15 protein-coding genes are annotated in these 25,620 nt (G+C 41.7%); 2 read left to right on the forward strand and 13 right to left on the reverse strand.

Annotation, left to right across the window (positions count from 1 at the left end; genetic code table 11):
• Nucleotides 1-35: 35 nt before the first annotated feature.
• The 5 genes from KFO40_RS02245 to KFO40_RS02265 all read right to left on the reverse strand — a co-directional run bounded on the left by KFO40_RS02245 (nucleotide 36) and on the right by KFO40_RS02265 (nucleotide 7,953).
• Nucleotides 36-1,562: a sulfatase-like hydrolase/transferase gene (locus KFO40_RS02245; RefSeq protein WP_008024201.1), complete on the reverse strand. Its 1,527-nt coding sequence runs from the start codon at nucleotides 1,560-1,562 to the stop codon at nucleotides 36-38.
• A gap of 563 nt (nucleotides 1,563-2,125) precedes the next feature.
• Nucleotides 2,126-3,505, reverse strand: coding sequence for a sulfatase (locus tag KFO40_RS02250; RefSeq protein WP_211146046.1), 1,380 nt, complete (start codon nucleotides 3,503-3,505; stop codon nucleotides 2,126-2,128).
• Between the two features lie 34 nt (nucleotides 3,506-3,539).
• Nucleotides 3,540-4,916 carry an arylsulfatase B gene (locus KFO40_RS02255; protein ID WP_151934064.1) on the reverse strand — a complete coding sequence of 459 codons (1,377 nt, stop codon included), beginning with the start codon at nucleotides 4,914-4,916 and terminating at the stop codon, nucleotides 3,540-3,542.
• A gap of 55 nt (nucleotides 4,917-4,971) precedes the next feature.
• Nucleotides 4,972-6,342 (reverse strand): sulfatase, encoded by a 1,371-nt coding sequence (locus KFO40_RS02260; RefSeq protein ID WP_211146047.1) that lies wholly within the window; start codon nucleotides 6,340-6,342, stop codon nucleotides 4,972-4,974.
• An 18-nt stretch (nucleotides 6,343-6,360) separates the two neighbouring features.
• Entirely contained in the window at nucleotides 6,361-7,953 is a 1,593-nt protein-coding gene (locus KFO40_RS02265; RefSeq protein ID WP_004310843.1) for an arylsulfatase, read from the reverse strand.
• 301 nt (nucleotides 7,954-8,254) lie between these two features.
• On the opposite strand from KFO40_RS02265, the gene KFO40_RS02270 reads away from it, so the two are divergent.
• Nucleotides 8,255-10,039 carry a glycoside hydrolase family 2 protein gene (locus KFO40_RS02270; protein WP_151934066.1) on the forward strand — a complete coding sequence of 595 codons (1,785 nt, stop codon included), beginning with the start codon at nucleotides 8,255-8,257 and terminating at the stop codon, nucleotides 10,037-10,039.
• 9 nt (nucleotides 10,040-10,048) lie between these two features.
• Entirely contained in the window at nucleotides 10,049-12,610 is a 2,562-nt protein-coding gene (locus KFO40_RS02275) for a hypothetical protein (RefSeq protein WP_151934067.1), read from the forward strand.
• Between the two features lie 190 nt (nucleotides 12,611-12,800).
• Here the strand turns inward: KFO40_RS02275 and KFO40_RS02280 are convergent, their stop codons facing one another.
• From KFO40_RS02280 to KFO40_RS02315, 8 genes are all read right to left on the reverse strand, one after another.
• Nucleotides 12,801-14,219 carry a glycoside hydrolase family 28 protein gene (locus KFO40_RS02280; protein ID WP_087318144.1) on the reverse strand — a complete coding sequence of 473 codons (1,419 nt, stop codon included), beginning with the start codon at nucleotides 14,217-14,219 and terminating at the stop codon, nucleotides 12,801-12,803.
• A 135-nt stretch (nucleotides 14,220-14,354) separates the two neighbouring features.
• The gene (locus tag KFO40_RS02285) at nucleotides 14,355-16,040 is read right to left on the reverse strand and encodes an arylsulfatase (RefSeq protein ID WP_211146048.1); all 1,686 of its coding nucleotides are present in this window, start codon (nucleotides 16,038-16,040) and stop codon (nucleotides 14,355-14,357) included.
• A 37-nt stretch (nucleotides 16,041-16,077) separates the two neighbouring features.
• On the reverse strand, nucleotides 16,078-17,430 hold the full coding sequence (locus KFO40_RS02290) for a sulfatase (protein ID WP_211146049.1): 1,353 nt from the start codon (nucleotides 17,428-17,430) through the stop codon (nucleotides 16,078-16,080).
• A gap of 218 nt (nucleotides 17,431-17,648) precedes the next feature.
• Nucleotides 17,649-18,668, reverse strand: a complete 1,020-nt coding sequence (locus KFO40_RS02295; protein ID WP_151934068.1) for a DUF4973 domain-containing protein — start codon at nucleotides 18,666-18,668, stop codon at nucleotides 17,649-17,651.
• 21 nt (nucleotides 18,669-18,689) lie between these two features.
• Complete coding sequence (locus KFO40_RS02300) at nucleotides 18,690-20,741, reverse strand: RagB/SusD family nutrient uptake outer membrane protein (protein ID WP_211146050.1); 2,052 nt, start codon at nucleotides 20,739-20,741, stop codon at nucleotides 18,690-18,692.
• Nucleotides 20,742-20,755: 14 nt separating this feature from the next.
• Nucleotides 20,756-23,881 (reverse strand): SusC/RagA family TonB-linked outer membrane protein, encoded by a 3,126-nt coding sequence (locus tag KFO40_RS02305; protein ID WP_211146051.1) that lies wholly within the window; start codon nucleotides 23,879-23,881, stop codon nucleotides 20,756-20,758.
• A gap of 32 nt (nucleotides 23,882-23,913) precedes the next feature.
• Nucleotides 23,914-25,458, reverse strand: a complete 1,545-nt coding sequence (locus KFO40_RS02310; protein ID WP_117685120.1) for an IPT/TIG domain-containing protein — start codon at nucleotides 25,456-25,458, stop codon at nucleotides 23,914-23,916.
• 17 nt (nucleotides 25,459-25,475) lie between these two features.
• Nucleotides 25,476-25,620, reverse strand: a 145-nt coding sequence (locus KFO40_RS02315) for a glutaminase domain-containing protein (protein WP_118326088.1), incomplete at its 5' end; no start/stop codon positions are given.

A 25,620-nucleotide genomic window follows, 5' to 3' on the forward strand; every position in this document is an offset into this window, starting at 1 on the left:
AATCCATGCCTACTAGTAAAAAAGTATACAGTATATTATATTCCCTCCTCTTCCTGCATGAAGATCTTTACCTGATTCCAACTATTCTTCGTATCATTCGATACTTTTTCACCAGGAGTAGAACGGCCATTCTCTACATATTGCTTCATAGCCCGTTTCATTTCTTTCACCTCATTTTCGTAACGCTTATCACCGATAATGTTTTCTTTTTCCGAAGGATCTTTCACGATATCAAACAATTGCATCGGAGGGAACTTCGCCACATCAGAAGGTTTGACAGGATAAGAAAAGCCACCCGAACCTCCGTAGAACACCAATTTCAGTTGGGAAGTACGCAAAGACAAATACCCCTCTCCCGCTTCGTGCACCAAGTCTTTACGCGCAGAAGCACCTTTCTTACTCAATATCGGCCACATACTGTAACTGTCAACAGCTTCTTCTGTCTCCAAATTGTGGTTAAGCATTTGAGCAAAAGTGGCATAAAAGTCTATCAATGAGACTAAAGAGTTGTTTGTCTCTTTCCCATATTTTCCTTTCCAGGAGACAATAAGGGGAATTCTGTGTCCGCCTTCGTAAATATCGCTTTTGTAGCCTCTGTAGATGTAACTAGGAAAATGTCCTTTCTTTTCCATATCTTTCACGCCGATATAACCGGCACACCCATTATCCGAAGCAAAGACAATGATGGTATTATCCAGTTGCTTGTTTTTCTTCAATGTTTTTACGATTTGGCGCACCATGTCGTCTATCATGACTACGAAATCGCCATAAGGACCGATACTGGTTTTGCCCTGAAACTCTTTCGAAGGCAATATAGGGGTGTGAGGAGCAGTAATAGGCAAATATAAAAAGAATGGTTTCTTGCTGTCTTTCTGCTCATTGATGTAGTTCAGGCTATGACGGATGATGTTGGGAAAACATTCTTCCGGTTTGAAATCGGCCCCTGCCAATCCTCCGTGCATCAGTAAAGCCAGATTCTTCTTTTGGGGTTCTATCACATGATCGGGGATGGAGGTCACTTCATCATTCTCTACATATACATAAGGAGAAATATCCAATGATGCCGGTATGCCGAAATAGTAATTAAATCCTCTGTCGGTAGGTCCGTTTTTGATCGGAAGCGAGAAATCTATATCTTTCATGCTTCTGCCATTTCCTGTATATCCCCAACTCCAGCCCAAATGCCATTTGCCAATACAAGCAGTATTATATCCATTGGCAGAAAACATCTGTGCGATTGTGCAACGTTCAGGATCAATCATTGCAGGCGAATCGCCATCAAGACCACCTCGTTTCAGCTTGGTTCGCCACGGATACCTTCCAGTCAGAAGAGAATATCTGGAAGGAGTGGATAAAGCGGAAGAAGCATGGGCATCCGTAAAGGCAATCCCGTGCTCGGCCAGTTTGTCAATGTTAGGAGTATGGATTTTAGATTCGGGATTAAAGGCCGAGATGTCTCCATAACCCAAGTCATCCGCCAATATAAATACAATATTGGGCGTTTGCGCTTTTACAGCAGCTGCTGTAAGAAGTGCAGAGGAGATTGTGATTAGTTTATTCATATATTGAATGTATTAAAGCTATAGTTTATGTATGATATAACCTATCTCTTCATGTTTTCCAACCGACATGCCCGGATTATCTGACTGACATTTCAATCGTTCCACTCCAGTAGACAAGTCTTTTCACTCCAGTGAACGAATCTATGCACTCTAGTGAGCAACCCTCGTCACTCTAGTGGAACGATGGAGATGCTCTATCAATAACTGGACGATAACGAATGAAAAACATGCCGGCATAGGGTTGTTTGAATGATAAGTACCTTTCATCTGTTTTCAATGTAAATAAGATCAGCAACCATCGTCTATGCAGTCATCATGAGAAATGTATGAGAAATGCAGGATGAATACAGGGCAGATGTATGAGAAATCATTGAAAAACGAATGAGAAATAGCCGTTTTTTCGTTAAAATATCTGTAAAAAGTATGAGAAATGCCTGTATAGAAAGCATTTCTCATACCAGATATTACTGATTATAAACTCATTATCTAGATTTTATGAGAAATGAGAAATAAAAAAGATAAATCTCTTTCAGAGAGCAAGCCAAGCGGTAGCATTACGAATATTATACATTGGCTGCTTTCTTCTGCTTATTCTTAGGAGCACGCGGCCGGTCTTTATCAGCTCCGGTATCATTTTGCTGTTTCATCCATTTTTGCAGTTCCATCGTCAGTTCTGCCTTCTTCTTACTATATTTCTTCACATCCGCCAGATTATTCATTTCGAACGGATCTTTCTTGATATCATATAGTTCGAACTCGGGACGATTCTTATAGCGATTCATGATTTTATGTGCCTGTTCCGTGTCCTGTGCTTTCCACGAGAGATACCATTCTGCCTTTTCAATATGCTTTTCTACGTATGTTTCCTTCGGAGTCAAGTTCCAGATTAGACGATAGCGTCCGTCTGAAATAGAACGGATTGGATATGCCGGACCTTCCGGAACATTGTTGTGAACATGATAAGCATACTTATGGTGTGTCTTTGTTTTCCCTTGAAATACATCTACCAGACTCTTTCCATCTATTACGTCAGGCACCTTTCCGCCTGCAACATCGATAAATGTAGGAAGAAGGTCTTCATATTGCACAATAGCGGAAGTCTCCGTACCGGGTTTAATGACACCCGGCCAGGAAGCCACCATCGCCGACTTGACACCGGCACTCCAATTGGTCCATTTGGCTCCAGCAAATTGCGTACCCTGCTCGGATATGAAAATGACAAGAGTGTTCTGCAGCAGATTCTTTTCTTTCAGAATCTGCATAGCGTCACCCACCTGCTGATCAAGCAAGCCGACTTCTGCCAAATATCTGGCATAGTATTCACGTGTTACTTCCGTGTCGATAAACTGTGGCGGCAACTGAAGTTTCTTCCGGTCGAAGACGGAAGCGTCACCACCTGTCCAGGGAGCGTGCGAATTAATAGATGCCAAGACAAGGCAGAAAGGTTGGGAAGCATCACGTTCCATAAACTTCTCGATACCTTTGGTATGATAGTCAGTGTTTGGGCTTGTACATCCTTTGGGGAATCCCGGTACATCTTCGAACGGGAAGTTAGCCAAAGGTTTGATATGCCACTTCCCGGCCAATCCAACCCGATAACCCAGATTTCCCAGATAAGTGGGAAGAGATTTTACATCGGCATTGACCGAGCTATGGTTGGCGTAACCGCCATGATGCATCGGACACATACCTGTATAAACACAATGCCGGGTAGGCGTACTCATCGAAACAGAATTATACGCACTGTTGAACTTTATCCCCTGTCGAGCCAATGCATCTATATGGGGAGTCTTGTTGTTGACTGCTCCGAAACAGCCTATATCGTAATAGGAGCAGTCATCGGCTATGATTAATAATATATTAGGCTTTGAAGGAGTTTGGGCAAACCCGTTTCCTATCGCCAATCCGCCTAGGAGGCATAAACTAATCATTGATTTTTCCATCTTGTATTATTTTCAATTCATAGGGTTAACAGATTCAACGTACTACTTTCCATTCTTTAGGAGCTTTGAATCCGTCACGACCTTTACCGTAAGGTACTTCCGGTATACAAGGAGTGATCGTGTCATATTTCAGGGCAACCTCATACAAAGCTTTCACAATTTTCTCGTTTCCTGCGCTGGCATTTTTCTTTTCGTAAGGATCTGTTTTATAATCAACCAGGAAGTCCTGTTTCAAATCCAGTCCCGGTTTCATACCTTTTCTTATCAGTTTATAGTCTTTATTGACTACTGCTCCGTGTCCCAGATAAAAATCGCGGTCGATACAGGTCTTTTTACCGTTTAATACAGGGAGGATGCTGATACCGTCATATTCACGTTTCGGACGGCTGTGATCTCCTACCAAATCTTTCAATGTGGGAACAAGATCAACAAAACCTGTCACCTGTGAACTCAAGTTCTTATATTGTTTCTCTGCTTTCTTCCAATAAAGAACAGCCGGTGCATGTACCCCTCCATCCCACTCGTCGAATTTATGTCCACGCAAAGGTCCTGATGAAGATCCCGGAACACTGGCTGTACCGTTATCACTAAAGAAGATAAAGAAAGTGTTGTCCATAATTCCTTTCTTCTTCAAGGCATCTACAATAGCACCGATTCCCCTGTCCATACAGGAAACCATTGCACTGTAAGTCGCTTTTTTCTGTTCTTTCGGTGTCAGGCTGTCGAAATTGTCAGTATAGAGTTTTATATCTTTTTCCTGTGCCTGCAAAGGTGTATGAGGTGCATTATAGGCCACATACAACATAAACGGACCTTCTTTCTCGTATGCATCGATACAGCGGATGGCTTCTTTGGTTATCAATTCGGTAGAATATCCTTTGTCGTGACAGGTTTCCCAGTCGTTATGCCAGTCCAGTTCACCTTCACGCGTCAGATCGAAATAATCTATCGCACCGTTCAGATGACCATAGAAATGCGAAAAGCCCCTATTCATCGGATAATGCACTTTCTTGGTATGTCCCAGATGCCACTTACCAATAATGGCTCTGTTCTTATATCCGTTACGTGCCAGCATATCGGCCATCGTTTCTTCATTCTCATCCAGTCCGTCCTCACGCCAGGGCGGAATAACAGCCGAACGGACACCAAACCGGTTCGGGTAACGTCCCGTCATCAGTCCCGCACGGGTGGGCGTACTGATGGGAGAAGTGTAAAAGCGTTCGAGTTCCACTCCTTCGCCTACCAGAGCATCCAGACAGGGAGTCTTGATTTCACTACCATGAAACCCTACATCTCCCCAACCTAAATCGTCGGCCAATACAATCACAATATTAGGACGCTCTGTCTGCGCATGAAGAAATGCCGGAAGCAGAGTACATCCACAAAGCAAACCAAAAAATTCTTTTTTCATGATATACGATTTATAAATAACATTCTGTGTTTTATTCGTTTTGATGTGTGACGGTTCATTTTCTCTTTCCCGGCATGTGTTCGAAGGCACGCATTTCGGTAGGTTGTCCTTCGTCTCCACAATCCTTCATCCAGCGTTTCAACTCTTTATCCAAGCGGCTGATGGTAGAAGCTTGTTTCGCGTCCTCCGCCAGATTCTTCATACAATACGGGTCGTTCTTCACATCATACAATTCGATAGCCGGGCGATGCTGGTATTTAGTCGTCATCGCTTTTGCATGAGCATCCGTTTCTGCCAGACTTTGCCACTCTTTAAACAAAGGAGATTTTGTTTCAACATTCTGGAAAGTAGCTTCCGGGGTGAGATTGACAATATATCTGTATCGGCCGTCGTATACCGAACGGATGCCATAATAAGGCGATCCGGCATTGATGCCTCTCGTGGTCTGAAGGGAGAAAGAATATTTCTTGTGTGCTTTCTTCTTGCCTGTCAATACCTGTTTAAAGCTTTCGCCATCCACTTTCGCCTGCGGCTTTCCTCCTATTATATCGATAAAAGTAGGGACAATATCTACGTATTCCACCAACGCGTCACTTACGCTTCCCGGCTTAACCACTCCCGGCCAACGAACGATACAGGCAGAGTGTACCCCCGCATCATAACAAGTCCATTTGGCAAAAGGCAGGCTGTTGCCTTGTTCGCTCAAATATACGACAACAGATTTATCCGTCATTTTTTCCTTATCTAAAATAGAAAGGACATTGCCGAATTCCTGGTCCATATAATTGATCTCTGCCAGATAATGAGTAAACAACTCGCGAGTCTGGGGAATATCTACATACATAGGAGGCAGTGTCAGTTTGTCCGCATTAAATTGAGAGGCATCGCCTTTATTCCAGGGAGTATGCGGTTGATTGGAGGCTACAAACAGACAGAAAGGTTCGCCTTTCGCCTTGCAATCGGAAATAAATTTCTGAATTGCTTCAAAATTCAAGTCCCCACCTTTCAAAGGAGGTACATAAAGGTCGAAAGGAAATACTGATTTCGGAGCAATATGCGATTTCCCGATCAACGCGACTTTATAACCCAACGGTTGCAGGTGGTGTACAACGCTCAATGTTCCTTCATTGGCACAAGTATGATTGGGGTAAGCTCCGCTGCGTACAGGCCACAAACCGGTATATAGATTGTGCCGGGTAGGCGACGACATCGGAACGGCCTGATAGGCTTGTGTGAAGCGTACTCCCTGTGTGGCAAAGTGGTCGATATTCGGAGTCTTCGAATCAACACTGCCATAACAGCCCAAATCATAATGAGAACAATCGTCGGCTATGAACAATAGGAAGTTCGGTTTTTCCGTTTGCTGGGCGAAAGACAGGCTGGTAGCTCCCAAGGCTACGGATGCACTTACTAGTAATTTATTCATTTTGTGTTCCTCCTTTATTTATTTCTTCGGATGTTTCGGTAATACAAAGTTTGCATTCGCCCATTTCTCCCATTCGGCAACTAACTTGGTAAGCACTTCAGGGTGCTGTTCTGCCAGATTGTTACGTTCGGTACGGTCTTTAACCACATCGTACAATTCCCACTCTTTTCCTTTTTCGTCGCGGATTGCTTTCCAGTTTCCCCAGCGGATCGCTCTATTGTTCTGATGTTCCCAATACATATATTCATGGATAGAGTCTGCTTTCTTTTGAATAGCAGGGAAAAGGCTACTGCCTACCAATGGATATATTTTGTTTCCGCCGTGATAAGTTTCCGGATAGGCGGCTCCTGTTGCTTCCAGAATTGTCGGCATAATGTCCGGCAGATAACCGGGAACACGACACCATTCACCTTTCTTATTCTTCAGATTGCTTTTCCACGACACGATGAGAGGGGTAGAAATACCTCCTTCATAAGAACGGCATTTGTATTTACGGAACGGAGTATTGGAAACCTGTGCCCATGCTCTTCCGTAAGAAGGGAACACGCTACAAGCAGGATTGTTGATTTCAGACACTTTCCCGCCTCCCAATTCAGCGTATGGCTCGGCACAAGCACCGTTATCGGACAAGAACATGACAAGCGTGTTATCCAGTTTATGATTCTTCTTCAGGTAGTCCAGCAGTTTTCCTACATTATAATCTACACAATGCACCTGCGCTGCATAAACGGCCATCCGGTAGGCTACTTCATCTTTTTCCTTCTCTGTCAGTTCGTCCCACTTCCGGTTTTCCCATTCGGCGAACTCTGTATTCGAGTCGATAATTCCCAACTTAGCCATCCGCTTCCGTCTTGCTTCACGAATTTCATCCCATCCTTTCTCACGATAGATCTTCGTGAATTTTTGAATATCTTCTTCTTTTGCCTGCAACGGCCAGTGAGGAGCGTTAAATGCCAGATATAGGAAGAAAGGTTTATCATCTTTCTGTTCGTCAACAAAGCGGATTGCATAATCGGTAAATGCATCTGTTGTATAATAGGGTGCTTCCGGCTCCGGAAGTTTTGTATTGTCAAGGGTTAAGCCGCGTCCTCCCGATGGACGGAGATAACTGCAAGCTCCTGCCAAAATTCCATAGAAGCGTTCAAATCCCCGTTGCAAGGGCCACTTTTCTTCTCCATGCATTCCCAGATGCCATTTACCTGCCATATAGGTATGGTAGCCGCCTTCTTTCAGAACTTCGGCTATTGTGACACAATTGCGGTTGAGGAATCCTTTGTATCCCGGCACTCCCCAATCATTCGGACTCTTCTGGCCGGGATTTTTAAACGGGTCTTCGGACATCTGACCGATACCTGCCTGATGTTGATATAGCCCTGTCATTAAACTGGCCCGGGCGGGGCAAGAACGTGAAGTGTTGTAGAATTGTGTGAAACGTACTCCTTTGGATGCCAACGCATCAATATTAGGGGTCAGTATTTCTCCACCGTAGCAGCCAATATCGGAATAACCCATATCATCTACCATAATCAGTACGACATTCGGCTTCTCTTGTGCCGAACAAAACGATGCCATCAGTAAGGGGGCAGTCATTAAGAAATTCTTCTTTACCATAGTATTATCAATTATCTGGAAAACAAAAGTAGAGAAGTTTAAGGAAAAGGAAGGAAAAATGCTAATCAATAAAGAACAAAATCAGGTATATGTGATACCCGAAAAGAAAATTCCCTATTTAAAAGACAATAGTTCCCTTCTATTTTCAACATTTGATTCAATGTTACCACCAATGTTTTTTAGAATGAACAGCTTTTTTCTTTTATTGAACAATATGTTTCCTCTTTTGTATGTCAAATGTCCTATCTTTGTATAAACTAATACACTTTGCGCACAAAACGCAAAACAAAAAAAATAAATAATGAAAAAGGCACATCTGATTTTGGCCGGCTTATTGTTATCCTTTACATTAAACGCAGCCAATGATATTCCTCGTCCGGAATATCCAAGACCTCAATTTGAAAGATCCGAATGGATTAATCTCAACGGTGAATGGACATACGAGTTCGACTTCTCCAATTCGGGGAAAAGCCGGCGGTTGACAATAGCCAAGCAATTCAGTAATACGATTACCGTCCCTTTCTGTCCTGAAAGTAAACTGTCAGGAGTGAATTATACCGATTTTATCAATCAGATGTGGTACCAACGTCCCATATCCATACCTTCCGACTGGGAGGGAAAGAAAATCATACTGCACTTCGGAGCGGTCGATTATTATGCAGAAGTCTTCATTGACGGGCATTATGTAGGCAGTCATTATGGAGGAAGTTCTTCTTTTTCAATGGATGTAACTCCTGCCGTCAAAGCGGGACAAAAGCACAACCTAGTTGTTTATGTCACGGATGATGCCCGTTCAGGGCTTCAAACTATCGGTAAGCAATCTACCCGGATATCTCCTTATGGATGTTTCTACTCCCGTGTCACAGGTATTTGGCAAACCGTATGGATGGAAGCTGTTTCTCACTATGGTCTGAAATCAGCCGTAACCACTCCGAATATTGATGAAGAGCAGTTAATCATCACACCCGAATTTTATCAGGCATCCAATGATAGGACGCTTCAAATCACCTTGTATGACAATCAGAAAAAGGTGGTTCAAAAAACTGTAAAATGTAACAACGGAACTCCTGTCATCCTTCCCATTAAAAACATGAAACTCTGGAGTCCCGAAGATCCACACCTTTATGATATTGTCTACAGTATCAAAAGTCCGACCGGAGAAACCGTAGATGAGGTAAAATCTTATATAGGTATGCGTAAGGTGCATACGGCAGATGGAATGATCTATTTAAACAATGAACCTTACTTTCAACGCCTCGTCTTAAATCAGGGATATTATCCGGATGGACTCTGGACTGCTCCAAACGACGAAGCTCTGAAAAATGATATTCTATTAAGCAAAGCTGCCGGATTCAACGGAGCACGTCTTCATCAGAAGGTATTTGAAGAAAGATTCCATTACTGGGCCGACAAATTGGGATTTATAACTTGGGGAGAATCTCCCAACTGGGGGATGAATATCAAGAACGAAGTAGCATCACGCAACTTCCTTAGCGAATGGGCAGAAGTTATCACACGGGATCGCAACCACCCGTCAATCATCACCTGGGTTCCCTTCAATCAGCCGCTTGAAGACGCATTAACCCTCCTGACGGGTACAATGATGCGCCTGTGCATCGGTACCTATCAACTGACCAAAGCCATAGACCCTTCACGTCCTGTGAACGGTATTGCAGGAGATGTGCATTTCATGAGTGATATATGGAGCATCCGAAACTACGAATCTGATGCCATGCGTTTTGCACAGCATTTGAAGCCTAACAACAGAATGGCATTTTACAACAACCAGCCTTTTTTCATCGGAGAATTCGGAGGTATACTTTGGACAGAATCTACCAAACGGGATAACTCATGGGGGTATGGAGGTATGCTCACCAACGAAGAAGGATTCTACGAACGGCTGGAAGGGTTGATACAGACAATAGCTTCCTCACCGGACGTTACAGGATTTTGCTACACGCAATTGACCGACATTGATTTAGAGAAAAATGGAATTTATTATTATGACCGACGTCCCAAGCTGGATATGCAGCGTATTAAGACTATCTTCGAAAAGATTCCAAGCAGACCGAAAAAGATAAAATAGTAAGCTATCATGAAGAACAAACTATTCATACTGATACTCATTGTATGTAATCTCCTGACCGCGTATGTGTCAGGAGAAGTACCTCCCGCCAAGGTTGTATTCCAACAATACATGAACCAGGCACAAACATTTGCCAACAACTTTCCACGGGAGAAGGCGTATTTGCATTTTGACAATACGAGTTATTACGTCGGAGATACGATCTGGTTCAAGGCTTATGTCACTCTTGCTGAACAACAGACTTTCAGTCAGATCAGTCGTCCTCTATATGTAGAGTTGGTAGACCAGACAGGGCATATAGCAGATAAACAAATCATCAAACTGACACAGGGAGAAGGAAACGGACAATTCATTCTTCCCCCTTCCATGTTATCCGGCTATTACGAGGTACGTGCCTATACCCGCTGGATGCTTGCTTTTAATGAACCACAGTACTTTTCGCGCACTTTTCCTATTTATCAACTGACAAATAGTGATAAGCTGGAACGTAGTATCACGACTTACGAACTTAGTTCGTCGATGGAGAACCGTCCGTCGGAAACAGAGGAGAAGTTAAATGTACGCTTTTTCCCTGAAGGAGGACAATTAGTGGAGGGGGTGACTTCGCAAGTGGCTTTCAAGGCGGAGAGTAAAAATGAAGGGAATATCGAATTATCGGGAACGATCTATACCAAAGAAGGGGCAGAAATCACTTCTTTCGAGACTTTGCACGATGGAATGGGGCGTTTTGAATATACACCTTCCGCACAACCGGCTGTTGCTAAAGTCGATTTTCAAGGGAAGAAGTATGAATTTACCCTTCCACAGGCATTGCCTAACGGGTATATTTTGAGCACTGTCAGTAATGCCGGTGCCCTTTTGGTGAGAGTTTTCTGTAATGCCGCTACTCCTCAAGATACACTGGCTGTATTTATCAGTCATCAGGGACGCCCGTATGTTCATCAATTGATTAGTTGCCGGTCGGATGCTCCGCAGGAGTTTATTCTACCCACCCGTAAGCTACCGGCAGGCGTACTGCAAGTCAGCCTCATCAACCGGGCAGGCAATACATTGTGCGAACGTTTTGTCTTTGCCAATCCGCGTGCTCCCCTGCAAATATCGACAAAAAAATTGAAAGAGGTGTATGCTCCCTACGCTCCCATCCGTTGTGAATTGCAAATAAAGAATGCTAAGGGGGAACCTGTGTCCGGAGAATTGTCGGTCAGCATCCGGGATGGTGTCCGGTCGGATTATTTGGAGTATGACAACAATATTTTCACTGACCTGCTATTAACCTCCGATTTAAAAGGATATATCCATCAACCCGGTTATTACTTTGCGTCTCCGTCTCCGCGGAAGCAAACCGAACTGGATGTTTTATTGATGGTGCACGGATGGCGTAAATACGACATGAGCCAGGCCATCTCTACCGCTCCTTTCACTCCGCTTCAATTGCCGGAAACACAATTAGCACTGAACGGGCAGGTGAAATCAACCATTCTCAAAAATAAACTGAAAGATATTGCGCTTAGCGTGATCGTAAAGAAGGACGATCAATTCATAACCGGAGGAACCGTGACCGATGAAAACGGCCGTTTCAGCATTCCGGTGGAAGATTTTGAAGGAACGACGGAGGCAGTGATCCAAACCCGGAAAGTCGGTAAAGAACGTAATAAGGATGCTTCTATCCTGATCGACCGTAATTTCTCCCCCGCTCCGCGGGCTTACGGCTACAAGGAGCTTCATCCGGAATGGAAAGACTTGGCCTACTGGCAACAGAAAGCCGAGAGTTTTGATTCTCTATACATGGATTCTATCCGAAAGGTAGAAGGACTTTATGTATTGGATGAGGTGGAAATAAAAAGTAAACGCCGGCAAGGAAGTAATATGGCTACTAAAATCAATGAGAAAAGCATCGACGCTTATTACGACGTACGCCGTTCTGTAGATTTATTACGTGACAATGGGAAGATTGTCACAACTATTCCGGAATTAATGGAAAAGTTGAGTCCGCAATTCGATTGGGATCGTAGCAATGACAAGCTTACTTATCGGCAGAAACCGATCTGCTATATCATGGATAACCACATTTTATCCGAGACAGAAACTCAAATGATGTTGACCGAGGTGGATGGATTGGCCTCTATCATCATCAGCAAAGGAACAGGAGGCATCGATGACGAGATTATCCAAAACACCAAAATGTCCGAAGTTACCGATAGTACGGGAGTGGATATCAGCAAACTGGATAAATACAGTGTTTTCTACCTGATTCCCCTACCCAGACGCGATGTGTTGAATAAAAGTCAGAGTGCCGTACTTGGTACCCGACAAACCGTTATCCAGGGATATACCCGTCCTTTGGAATATTATTCTCCTGCCTACCCGACCAAGGAATTGTATATGGATAAAGTGGACAAAAGACGGACGTTATACTGGAATCCATCCGTACAAGCTGATGAAAATGGAAAAGCGGTGATTGAATGCTATAATAATCAATATTCCACTCCATTGATTATTCAAGCGGAAACGCTGGGAAAAGATGGACAGATAGGAAGTATGAGGTCTTCTACCATTGGACAAATAGAATAATATTCCTTACTACAAAAGTAGTAAGTATATGAACAAGAACATTCTGAAAATTCTCACTTTTCTATCCTAACAAGAGTAATTCTCTCTTTCAAAAAGGCAACTAACTCTTTGCGAGCTAGTTGCCTTATATTTTTAATTCAACGAATATCCCATTACAAGTATGTTTGGCACTTAATAATGACAGTATATCTTATAAAACACGAAGTTTCTTAATCTTTTTCGCTTCTGGTTTTTCCGGTAATTTTTCACCATTTACTCTCACATTCTCGAAAATAATATTCTCACCATTCTCCAAGCGATAGTCCGACACAGCCTTATCTACGGTGATATTCTTCAACGTAATGTTTCTTATAGGTAGTTCCGGGAATCCAGCCATGGATATAGCACACTCATTCGTTTGCCCACAAGTTACGTTTTCGACCGTAATCTTGTTGAACAAGGTAGGATGAAATCCCGATCGCTCTCCCTTATAATTCGGTTCTACGCGAACCAAAGCTGTGCGCACCGAGTCAGCCTGTATGTTGCGAACATAAATATTTTCGATATATCCCCCTCTGTCAAGATTCGATTTGAAATAGATGGCATTCGATGATTTAAGGATACTAATATTTTCTATAAATACATTACGTACACCTCCCGATATTTCGCTTCCGATACATACCCCGTTTATTTTTGACCAAAAGGTGCAATTGCGAATGACGACATTTTCAGTAGGCTGTCCAATACGCCAAGCATCATTATCCCGTCCCGACTTAATAGCAATAGCATCATCGCCCGTGGAGAAAGTACAACCTTCAATCAAAACGTTGCTGCATGATTCAGGATCACAACCATCGTTATTCCGATTATGACTGTCAACCGTTACATCACGAACAATAACATTGTTGCAAAATATCGGGTGGATCACCCAGAACGGTGAATCTTTGATTGTGATACCTTCAATACGCACATTTGCACAGCCATACGGTTCGATAAACCCTGGACGTAATCTGAAACCCTCTCCAAATATACGCCTGTAAATAGGCAGGTTTTCACGTCCCATTCGTCTTAGTATTTCCTTGTCTATATTCTGATTATCAGCCCAGGCAGAAAATTTCTTGGAACCATTGCCATTTATCGTGCCTTTTCCAGTCAAAGCGATATTCTGTACATGATAAGCGTAAATTAGCGGAGAATAATTAAACAACTCCGTACCTTCCCATCGTGTAATTACCGCGGGCAAATAATCTTCCTGGTTACTACTAAAATTCAAGATAGCACCATCTTCCAAATGGATATTGACATTACTCTTAAATACCAGCGGTCCATTCATATAATAAGTTCCTGCAGGTACAATTATTCTACCGCCGCCTTGATCACTACATTGTGTTATAGCCTTATCAAAAGCACCTTTGCAAGGCATTCTCCCATCTGCTACAGCACCAAAATCAGCAATGTTGTATGTCTTATCAGGAAAAGTCACCGGATTAAGTTCTGCTACTATTTTGTCCGCTATATCCCAAGGTGAACTTTTTGCTGCAAGATTTGCTGTATTTGTCACTATTAAAGTAAACACTATTAAGAAACTCTTCTGCATCTGCATATCCAAATTATTATATGGAACTTTCATTTGTACTTATTTTTATTCCCAAAAGAATAAGATCTTTAGATATATCAATGAGGATGAATGATTCTTAATCAAGAACAACCTCATCCCCATTATTCATTCAATGTTCTATTCATTCCGTTTTAAATGGAATGACAGTTATTTCTTTTTCTGTCCCGGGTAAGGTTCTACCATGCAACGCTTAGCCCATGCTTCGTAGGCTTTTGACATTTCTGCCACCTTCTCCGGATATTTAGCAGCCAGATCATGTTGCTCGCTCCGGTCTTCATTCAAATTGTACAATTCCCATTGAGAGTTATTTTTCGGGCGAACCAATTTCCAGCCATCATTGGAAAGAAAAGCACGTTCGTTGAAATGTTCAAAACCCAGATAGGCGTGTCCCTTGCGATGTCCGGTCTTGAAGATAGGAAGCAAGCTCTTTCCTTCCATTGGAAGAATATCATGTCCTTTATAGGTAGTTGGATATTCAGCATCCGCTAAATCGACACAAGTAGCCATGATGTCCATCACATGACCTATTTCAGATGTCATGCCACCCACGTTCTTTTTAATTCCTTTCGGCCAATGAGCAATCATCGGAGTACAGATTCCTCCCTCATAAGATTTAGCTTTCCAAAAGCGGAATGGAGTATTCGCTACATTAGACCAACGGGCTCCCAATGAAGCGTATGTAGTCTGTGGTCCAGGCAATACTTGTTTATTACGCGGGTAAATGATTTTCTTTCCATCACGAGTCATATCCGGACGGTCGTTCTCTCCACCAGACATGTTCTGGCAGTCTTCGTTACTGCAACCATTATCAGACAAGAAAAGAATCAGTGTATTATCAAGCTGTCCGGTCTTTTTCAAAGCCTCGATAATTTGTCCAATACCCTGATCTACACGGTCGATCATTGCAGCGTGAACGGCCATCGCACGGGCATCCCATTCTGCATGTGGATTGTCTTCCCATTTGTCATGAAACTGACGTTCGGACAAAAAGTTATCCATTCCCGGGAAAATACCCAACTGCTTTTGACGTTCGTAGCGGGCATTACGGATAGCTTCCCAACCTACTTTATAAGTATCCTTATATTTCTCAATATCTTCAGGAAGTGCATGCAGCGGCCAATGTGGTGCTGTATAAGCCAGATACATAAAGAATGGTTTGTCATCCTTTGCATATTCTTCTACCTCTTGCACAGCGCGGTCAGAAAGAGCTTGGGTTATATAATATCCTTTAGGTACTTCCTTTATAGGCACTTCACCTTCTACTAAACTGAACGGATCAAAGTAATCCACCACTCCATAAATCACTCCATAGTGAGAATCAAACCCACGATTGACGGGATAATGACATAAATCAGAGAATGTATCATGGAAGACACGGTGTGCCAACCATTCGCGTTGGTCTTTACGAAGTGGAGTCTCTGCAACATGCCATTTTCCAACCATACTGGTGGTATATCCTGCTTCTTTCAACACCTCGGCAATGGTAACGGCATTGCGTGAGAGTGTTCCGCGATAGCCCGGCAAGTGAGCATCAAAGGTCATTCGTCCGATTCCGGCTTGGTGCTGGTAAAGTCCCGTCAACAGGGAAGCACGAGTCGGACAACTACGACTTGCATTATAGAAATGATTAAAGCGTACTCCTTCTTGTGCCAGTTTATCCAAATTAGGAGTATGAATCTCGCTACCATAGCATCCCAGATCGGAATAGCCAAGATCATCTGCAAGAATTACCAAGATATTAGGACGTTTGTCCGATTTCTTGCCTTTCGCCTCTGCTGCAGAATGGCCAGCAACCATCAAGGCGGTCGGTAATAGTAATAATCTAGAATTCATAAATTTAATATTGGTTTATAATTTGTTTTTCACTGTATTACTCTTTTCCTTTGTCTTTGTTTTCCTCAAACCATTTACATACTTTTTTGCTTAACTTAGCTACGACTTGCGGATGCGACTGCGCCACATCGTTTTTCTCGAATTTGTCTTTTTCAATATCGTACAGCTGTGCATCGCTTCCATCACTATTTATCAATAGCTTCCAGTTGCCACTGCGTATAGCCAGATGAGGACTTCTGTCGTTTGCATTTCCCGGTTTCTTAAAGAATTGGTTTCTACCGAAATCCCACATCAAATCCGTTTTACGTTTAGCTTTCGATTTGCCCAAAAGAACTTTATCATAATTTTGTCCGTCTCCCTGATAACCTTTCTCTGTTTCAATTCCGGCTATCGCACATAAAGAGGGATATAAATCGACTGCACACAGTACGCTCTCATTATTCACTTGTCCAGCCTTTATTTTCTTGGGGTATTTTATAAGGAACGGCATACGAATTCCACCTTCATAAAGGCTGTTCTTCGTTCCTCTTAAATAGGCAGCACGAACGGATTGGAAACTGGGCGCCGGTCCATTATCACTAGTGAAAATCACGATTGTATTTTCCGACAATCCCAACTCATCCAATGCTTTGATAAAACGTCCGATCTGTTTGTCCATTTCAGCAAGAACAGGGATGAAGGCTTCTTCTGTGTTCCAGCTTTTGTTATCCTTTTGCTTAAATTCCGGTACCCAAGGGGTATGCATATCATCCGGCCAGAGATTCAAAAAGAAAGGCTGATCTTTATGACGTTTAACGAAGTCGATGCTCTTGTTTACAAAGTACTCGGTACGTCTCCAGCGTTTTACGCTGTCTTTGGCCGACCATATCCAGTTTGTAGCAGTGATTGCAGGTTCAGGGTCCGGACTTTCATACGTTGATATATATTCGTCAAAACCATAATTCTTAATAGAAGGTGCATTGTGCACGTCGCGTCCGCCTCCCATATGCCATTTACCTATATGCCCGGTAGCGTAACCTGCACTTTGGAAAGCACGTGCCATGGAAGGATTCTTGTCACTCAAAAAGTTACGCTGTTCACACTTCTTGTTGCTGGCTTTATTATTTAAAAAGGTATTAATTCCTACTTCAATCGGGAATTTGCCTGTTGTCAATCCGCAACGTGAAGGTGAGCTGACCGGTGCGGATGAATAATACTGATTGAATAACAATCCGTCCTGCGCTATCTTATCAATATTCGGAGTAGAAACAAACTTACCTCCATAACAACCGATATCTCCGATTCCCATATCATCTACATAGATGACGACCACATTGGGTTTTGTCTCTGCCTGCATACTGGCCACGGGTAATAAAGCTCCCAACCAAGGCAAATGTTTTTTGATGTTCATAATTATTCTGATTTAATTAACTATGCTTTTTGTCGGTTTCGTGTGACTGACTTATGTAGCAAAAGTAGAGAAGTTTTTTAAGAGAAAGGGAAAAATACAAATCAATAAAGGAAAAAAACAGGTAAACAGAGATGAGAATGGATGATTATAACAGCTTAGAATCAAATAGAGAAGATACAGAAACTATATCTTCTCTATTCTTAGTCTATTTTCTATGGTTACCACTCAATCTGCTGATCTTCATCCGGAATTTGCGTATTGATATTCCGTTGAAGCGTCATGCTACCTTCCACTCTATACTTGATAGGAATTACATCTACCCCACTTCCACCATAGGTAAAATCCTGAAAATCGTATTCAAACATGATTTGAACATAACGACGTTCCAAGTAAGGACGTGTAGCGTCCATAATAGATGTGCTGCTATAAATAGGTGTCCCTATCAATTCAAACTCCATTTCATTATTAGGATCGTCCGGCACCATGTGCAGTGTTCCATCCTCATTAAAATGCACGTTTATTTTGTATTTCTCACGTACTTCTTTATCCAAATCCTCACTGATTAAACCTGCATAAAAGAAAACGGTATTATCATTTATCACATATCCAGTCCGCTTATTCGCGGTTCTTGCATTCGTATCCGGCTTACCGTTTATGTATGTGTATACTTTCATAGCCGAAGAAGTATATGAACCAGAATAATTATTGAATGGGATTACACGCAACAATGCTTTCGCATAATTTTTGCGCGGATGACTTTTATAATTATAAGAAGGGTCATCAACAATAGTTAAAGGCAATACCCATTTCTCCAACATATCGATGCCTTGCAAATTAAAATCAATATTCAATTGTTCCACAGAGGAACCGGCCGAAATATGTACCGTCTTAGGAAAATCATATTTATCTTCCTCCAATGCTGTATACCACAATTCCGGACGATGAATGCTGAAACGCTCTATATTCAACGTTTCCAACGTATCTTTATCCACTGCTATATGTACTTCCCTATCCTGTGTATTCGTCGTAGACCCGCTAACAACGATCGGTAACCGATAAGTCACCTTTCCATCTTCCTTATATCTGACGTAAATATCAGTAACTCCTTCGCCCCCTGCAGGAATAGGCGATTTGAAAGATATATATTGTTCATACTGTTCGTCTTCCCATTCATTATTACAGGCAGTACTCAATGTGACAGTAGCCAATATCATTAAATAAGCATATATATTTTTCATATCATATTCTGTTGTTTTGAATTAATCATTATATGTCCATCCTGGATTTTGTGTCAACCTTTTGTTCCGCTTCAATTCTTCATGACTAATCGGCCAAAAATACAATTTACGAGAAAATGCAGTCGGTAGATCTGTAATCTCTATCGGAGTATAGAACTGTTCTTTTTGGTCCTTAGAATCCGACATATAGAAATTGCAACCATAATTCTTTTTCGATTCTTCCACTTCCGCATCTTTCCATCTACGCAAATCGAAATAACGCTGTCCTTCTGCCATCAATTCTATTTGACGTTCTTTTTTCATTTTTTTACGGAATTCATCCTGACTCTTGTATACAGTCTCAAGATCATAGTCTGGTACACCCGCACGACGACGAATCGGGCGGATTCCTTTTTTCATTTCATCAATGTCACGCTTAATAGAATAAGTAGTAGAACCATCCCATGAAGGGACATCAAAGTTGGCTCCTTCTTCAAGTTCATTTAACGCTTCAGCATAAATCAACAGGATTTCAGCAAAACGAATAGCAGGTTCTGCTTTCGGTTTAATCTCCTTACGATTAGTATCATCCGGATGCACATACTTCATGATGCCAATACCGGAACGCAAATAGACACCTGTCCCCGAGAAACCATCTGTGTTGATACCATAATAATAATTAACTTGTTTCTCAACATCTTTTTTATAATCTACTGTTTCTGCATTTTTTAACAAGGACCACACACAACCATTAAACGAAACGGAAGCATAGAAACGCGGTTCACGATTAGCATATTCCTTATATACTCCCTCTTTCAAATGAGGGTAGGTTTCAGCTTCGGCTTCCTCTTTGGTCACAAAACGCTTATCTGCAGGATATGTTTCTTTAAACAGTTCTCTATTGAATTCCTCTCCATTATCCATATAATAAGCATCACACATTTTCATTGTCATGCCATAAGCATTGCTCCCACCACCAAATACTTTGGGCATTTGGAGCCTCACCATTGCAACGAGACTGTTGTCTCCCTGATTACGTCCACGACTGAAAATCAGTTCCGGATTTTGGTACATGGCCAATGAGCCATTGAAAACTTCACGATAGGATGCATAAGGATCTATATCATTATAACCACCTTGATCCCATGTCTTCTCCGAAAAATCACCGTCTTGACAAGGAGCGACAGTGGCAGGATATCCCGGCTCCGATGTAGTGATTGCTTTTTTATGGTATAGTTCGTAACGATGTCCACTGTTACTTCCAGGAAGTTCCATTACATCTTTTGCAGCAGCTGCAGCTCTAGCCCATTTATATTCATTATATTCCTGTGAGATCAGGCATCTTCCATCATAATCTACCAAATCCGAAAACTTTTCTGTATCTTCCGGACGAGGATTATTAATCGGACTCGCCGCATAAAGTAATGCTCTGGCACGTGCGGCTAATGCTGCACCTCTCGTTGGACGTGAAATTTGGTTCACCGCTCTGGTCAAAGGCAGATCTTGAGCTGCCAAACGCATTTCGGTCTCTATATATTCTACACATTCATCATACGAGTTGCGTTGAACAGCCAAATCGTCATAACTACTTGTGTAATCAAGTCCCTCGTCAGGCAACAAAGGTACAGGTCCATACCTGCGTAACAACAACCAATAATAGTATGCACGTACGAAACGGGCCTGGGCTTTCAAATCGGCTCTTTCTTCTTCCGTAAACTTTGTATTCATGTCAATATTTTCGATGAAGATGGATGCCTGACGAATACCTTTATAACTAGCCCCCCATGATTGATACCAATTTTCATCATAAGTTCCGGTTTTGAATTTCTTATAATCACCGAGACTATTGCCGCCGAAATAAATATCATCGGCAAAATTCCAGAGAATATTATCTCTGGTAGAGACTTCCATATTATTGCCTCCTAAGAAAGAATAAGCATGTACCAGCCATTCTTCCGTATATGTTTTATCAGTAAACACATCTTCCAACGACCTCCGGTCAGTGAAATATTTGTCCGAATCCAGACTATCCGTACAAGAAACGGCAATCACACTTAATAAAACACCAATATATAGTTTATATATCTTTTTCATTTCACATACATTTATTAGATGTTAACAGTCAATCCCAAAGTAAAGACTTTAGCCAGCGGATATTGTTCTCCATTCGAACTACCCATTTCCGGATCCCATTCTTTGAACTTGGCAAATGTCAATAAATTGGTTCCGATGAAAAATATGCGGATTTTATTGAATCTCATCTTATTTACAATTGATTTAGGTAAAGTATAGCCAACTTCTAATGTCTTCAGACGTAAGTAAGAACCATCACGCAACCAGAATGTGGATTTTTTATAGTTGTTTTCATTCCCTCCGTAAGTAAGCCTCGGATAAGAAGCATTCGGATTTTCGTTGACAGGAATGCCTAGAATCTTTGCCGTTTCCGGATCTACCCAGCGTTCTTTTACAAGATTAGTAAAAACATTGCCCCATTGGCTGTCACTAAAGGCATGCACACTGGTACCGTTGATAAAGAAAGAAGATTTACCCGAACCTTGGAAATGAACATTAAAATCAAATCCGTTCCATTGTGCTGAAACACCAAAACCATAAATCAGATTTGGCTTAGTAGTTGCACCGATAGCTACCATATCAGCATCATTTACAATGCCGTCTCCATTGACATCTTTATACTTAATATCCCCTGGTTGTACTTTATTCCAAGCTTGTTTCGGACTGTTACGGATATCATCATAATCTTTGAACAAGCCGAACGCAATCAAACCTTTTGCCTGATTCACTCGATAACCGGCTTCTGTCTGATAAGGATAAACAGCATTCTCTTCATCCTTTTCTAATATCTCGTTCTTGCTATAAGTCATATTTCCTCGGACGGTTAAGTTTACTTTGCCTATTTTTTGTTTATAAGCAAAATTTCCATCAAAGCCTTGTGATAAAACACTTCCCACATTAGCTTTCGGATTGCTTCTTACACCGACTATACTGGGGAGGTATTTTCTCTCCATATAAATACCGTCACGCTGTTCGTGAAAATAATCAACAGAAGCAGTAAACTTATCATTAAATAAAGACATATCTACACCCGCATCATGTTTGGTTGCAATCTCCCAAGTTACACTTTCCGAAGCCAACTGGGTATATAGCATGCCGTTATATTTATTGTCTTCAGAGTCATAGTCACTCCAGGTCCATCCCGGATAATATTTCACCACATCTTTACCATCTACTTTTTCCTTATATTCATTAGCAAGAGTGTATAAATAAGGGAAGCGCTCACCTAATTTATCATTACCCACTTTCCCATAAGAATAACGCAACTTAAACATATTCATCCATTTCAGATGCTTCTTGATGTATTTCTCTTCAGCAACATTCCAAGCTACGGAAAAGGCAGGGAAGAAACCGAATCGATGTCCGTCTGCAAAGTTTTCCGAGCCGTTATAACCGAAATTGAAATCTGCAAAATAGCGGTAATTCCAGTTATAACTGAAACGTCCTGCCACACCCATGTGACGCTTGGCAATACCATTCTTTACATCAGTACCGATATCCACTGTAGTCCGGTATGCATCTTGACTATATTTCAACGTTCCGCCTAAATGATGTGCTTTGAATGCACGATTGTATTGCAGAATAGCCTCAAAAAACTCACGGCGATCACCAGTTGACGAGCTTGTTTGTTCCATCGGTTTCTCGATACTTTGCTGTTTTAATATAATATCTCCGTTGTCATCGCGTTCACGTTGGGCACGCCATGTCTCCGGCATTCTCTTACGAGTAATCGAGCTCTGGTTGTCAGTGTCAAAACCGAATCGACCTTCAAAACGCAGTCCCTTAGTAACAAAATCTAATTTCTGTTCCAATGAGATGTTCGTTTGTATCTTGTTATTCCAAATCTCCTTATAACCGGTCTGTGTGGCAAGCGTCCAAGGATTCTTCCGATTCTCACCCTCACCGAATGCAGGTATGGAACCATCAGAATACATAATAGGAATACTAATCGGATTTTGTCCTAACAAAGAATACCATACATTATCACCTTGTCCCGGAGCATTCCGTTTTTTCAATGAACCGGACACACCGACTTTCACAAGTGTTGTTTTCGTAACATCAATATCCGTATTCAAACGATAATTCCAACGTTGACTACTGGGATTAGTATTATAATCTTTACGCATCGCTTCATCTGTCTTATACATCCCTTCCTCATTAATATAGCTAAGAGATACAAAATATCGTGCGGTACTACCTCCACCATTCATATTTAAGTTAGCACGGTAAGTCATGGCTCCGTCTTTCAACAATGTATCCATCCAATCTACATTCGGATAGAGATCCGGATCAAGACCTAATCGTAAAATTTCCATTTCATCATCACGATAGATCCGTTCCTGGTTGCGAGTAATACGTGCTTCATTCATCAACATCGCATAACTATAACCATCTGCAAATTCAGGTGTGATAGTGCGTGTATTATAAGAGCTTTCCACCTTTGCATTGATATTAATTTTACCTTCTTTACCCCGTTTTGTAGTAATAAGTATTACTCCGTTAGCACCACGGGGACCATAGATAGCCGTAGTGGAAGCATCCTTCAATACCGTGAACGTCTCAATATCCTCAATATTAATATCATTCAAATCACGTTCAAATCCATCCACTAACACTAGTGCAGCACTATTGGCACCAAAAGTAGAAATACCACGAATCCAGAATTCGGAAGTGTTTACACCTGGCTGACCGGAAGTTTGCATGGCAAGTACACCTGCCACATTACCAGCCAAAGCATTCGACAGATTTGCTGAAGGATTAGATTTCAAGTCATCTACATTCACAGTAGTTACAGCACCAGTCACTATCAATTTTTTCTGCGCCCCAGTTCCCGTTATAACAACTTCATCAAGCTCGCTGGCTTCTGATTCTTTCATAGTGACATTGATCACACGCTGTCTCTTCACCAACACTTCTTGCCTGTCAAATCCGATATATGAAAACACCAGTCTAGAGAACTCTTCAATATTAATTTTATAACGTCCGTTAATATCTGTAATAGCCCCTAAACCAGCCTGATCTTTTACAGTCACATTGACACCGATTAACGGTTCATTGTTCATATCTGTCACTACTCCCGTAACCTCTATTTTCTTTTCCTGAGCAGAAAGGGACATAAAGATCCATAATAGACAAATAGTGATAAAACTTTTTCTTCTCATGTGTTTGTTTTTTATTCGATTATTTGTTCTCGTTATTCTGGAAAAATCTCATCCATTTGGTTTTCACCAGTCTGTTCATCATCTGATCCTCCTTCTCCTTGTTCATCCGCTTCTTGCTCTTTTGCAATCTTTCGAATCTTAAAGTTTCCCGTATCTCCTACATAAAAAGTTTTTGTCTCTTCATCATAAGCCAAAGCAACCGGTTCATTAAAACGAGCTCTTTCACGTATTTCACCATTTTGCTTTCCCCATTTATAGGCACTGGTTGAAGCGGAACCACGTCCTGCAAAAGTAGAGACAACTCCATCCGGGGTCAGTTTACGAATACAATGATTTTTGGTATCTGTAAAATAGAAATCATAATGATCCTCTTTTCCCGCATCTTCATATTCTTCATTATATACAAATACGCCTTGTCCCGGTTTATTCAGGCGGGCATTAATACCCACTAAATCTTTATAGTCGGCTTGTCCGGACTGTCCGCATACAATGTATGGAGTAACCAGTTTTCCTGTCTCTTTATCATAATTAGAACGAAGTATATAATGCGATTCATGCATGATAATGTAGACATATTTGCCTGTAGGATGAGGCACAAAACTAAAATCAACACCACTATTCGGAACGCTGAACGCCAGAATTTCAGATAATCCGTCTCCACCGGGAACTGGTGGATTAGCATTCCAATTTTCTTCATTACTAATATTGTATCTGTATACGAGCCCTGTGGCACGATGATTAAAATAAATATCACCGGTTTCCGGAAGAATCATTGAACCGTTGCAAGCATTACCGCGTGTCAGTATCGTCCAACTAGCATCTTTAAAGTCCTGACCGTCCGCACTACTACCACGCTTTAATATAATATTACTCCTATTGGAACTGCCACCACCCTGTGGACATGCTATTACCATATTACCTTCATCAGTCCATGTTATGGAAGTCATACGAACTATATTATTAACTTTCTTTGTATAGATCATCTCTTTTTCTAAGTCCAGAACTCGTAAAGGTCTATTCTTTTCCTTATCAGTACCCGTTTGAGACAAATAAAGGATATGATGATGTTGAGGATCAAAAGAGAACCAATAAGGATATTCTATCTTTCCACAATCATTGAACGGACGTGGTTCGGTCTCAATATTTCCCTGACCTAGTTCGTTTACCTCTCCACACAAATCCGTTACTACCGTCTGAGGCTCATATTGGTATTTTTCCGATACTACGACTACCTGTTCTCCAATTTTCACTTCAACAGTTCCTTCGAAGCATCGTTCAGGTGTTTGACAGTATATACTATTCCCCTTAGAACTAATGACTAGTGCTTCTTTTCCTCCTACTTTTACAGATATAATGGAGCGATCTGTCCCAAAATTACTACCATAGATAATCATCTTCTTTTTTCCACCTCCCGACTTAGGTGTGAAATCCGTCACCTCTATCGGCTGATTCGGATCATAAGGTGCTGCTGTTGCGTCTTTGTCGTCTTTACAACTGCCCAAACAAATTATAAAGAGCACAAATAGCATCCTCCATAGAAGTTCCATGCTTCCATGTCTCATTGTTCTACCATTCATAATAAATTAGATTTAAATTATTGATTATTCTGAACTTTATCCATTAATACTTTCATCCAGTATCCTCCGATCACCGAACGGGCTCTGAAGCCAACCCACTTACCACTATCAGTATGATGCCAGTCACTGATAGGTACACGAGATACTGTCTCGTTAATATAT

It is taken from the genome of Bacteroides sp. 1001302B_160321_D4, from assembly GCF_015667765.1.
In the GTDB taxonomy this organism is placed as follows: Bacteria; Bacteroidota; Bacteroidia; order Bacteroidales; family Bacteroidaceae; genus Bacteroides; species Bacteroides xylanisolvens.

Coding starts and splice junctions, on each gene's coding strand:
- KFO40_RS02245 (WP_008024201.1), bottom strand. CDS start 1,562: ATGAATAAACTAATCACAATCTCCTCTGCACTTCTTACAGCAGCTGCT.
- KFO40_RS02250 (WP_211146046.1), bottom strand. CDS start 3,505: ATGGAAAAATCAATGATTAGTTTATGCCTCCTAGGCGGATTGGCGATA.
- KFO40_RS02255 (WP_151934064.1), bottom strand. CDS start 4,916: ATGAAAAAAGAATTTTTTGGTTTGCTTTGTGGATGTACTCTGCTTCCG.
- KFO40_RS02260 (WP_211146047.1), bottom strand. CDS start 6,342: ATGAATAAATTACTAGTAAGTGCATCCGTAGCCTTGGGAGCTACCAGC.
- KFO40_RS02265 (WP_004310843.1), bottom strand. CDS start 7,953: ATGGTAAAGAAGAATTTCTTAATGACTGCCCCCTTACTGATGGCATCG.
- KFO40_RS02270 (WP_151934066.1), top strand. CDS start 8,255: ATGAAAAAGGCACATCTGATTTTGGCCGGCTTATTGTTATCCTTTACA.
- KFO40_RS02275 (WP_151934067.1), top strand. CDS start 10,049: ATGAAGAACAAACTATTCATACTGATACTCATTGTATGTAATCTCCTG.
- KFO40_RS02280 (WP_087318144.1), bottom strand. CDS start 14,219: ATGAAAGTTCCATATAATAATTTGGATATGCAGATGCAGAAGAGTTTC.
- KFO40_RS02285 (WP_211146048.1), bottom strand. CDS start 16,040: ATGAATTCTAGATTATTACTATTACCGACCGCCTTGATGGTTGCTGGC.
- KFO40_RS02290 (WP_211146049.1), bottom strand. CDS start 17,430: ATGAACATCAAAAAACATTTGCCTTGGTTGGGAGCTTTATTACCCGTG.
- KFO40_RS02295 (WP_151934068.1), bottom strand. CDS start 18,668: ATGAAAAATATATATGCTTATTTAATGATATTGGCTACTGTCACATTG.
- KFO40_RS02300 (WP_211146050.1), bottom strand. CDS start 20,741: ATGAAAAAGATATATAAACTATATATTGGTGTTTTATTAAGTGTGATT.
- KFO40_RS02305 (WP_211146051.1), bottom strand. CDS start 23,881: ATGAGAAGAAAAAGTTTTATCACTATTTGTCTATTATGGATCTTTATG.
- KFO40_RS02310 (WP_117685120.1), bottom strand. CDS start 25,458: ATGAATGGTAGAACAATGAGACATGGAAGCATGGAACTTCTATGGAGG.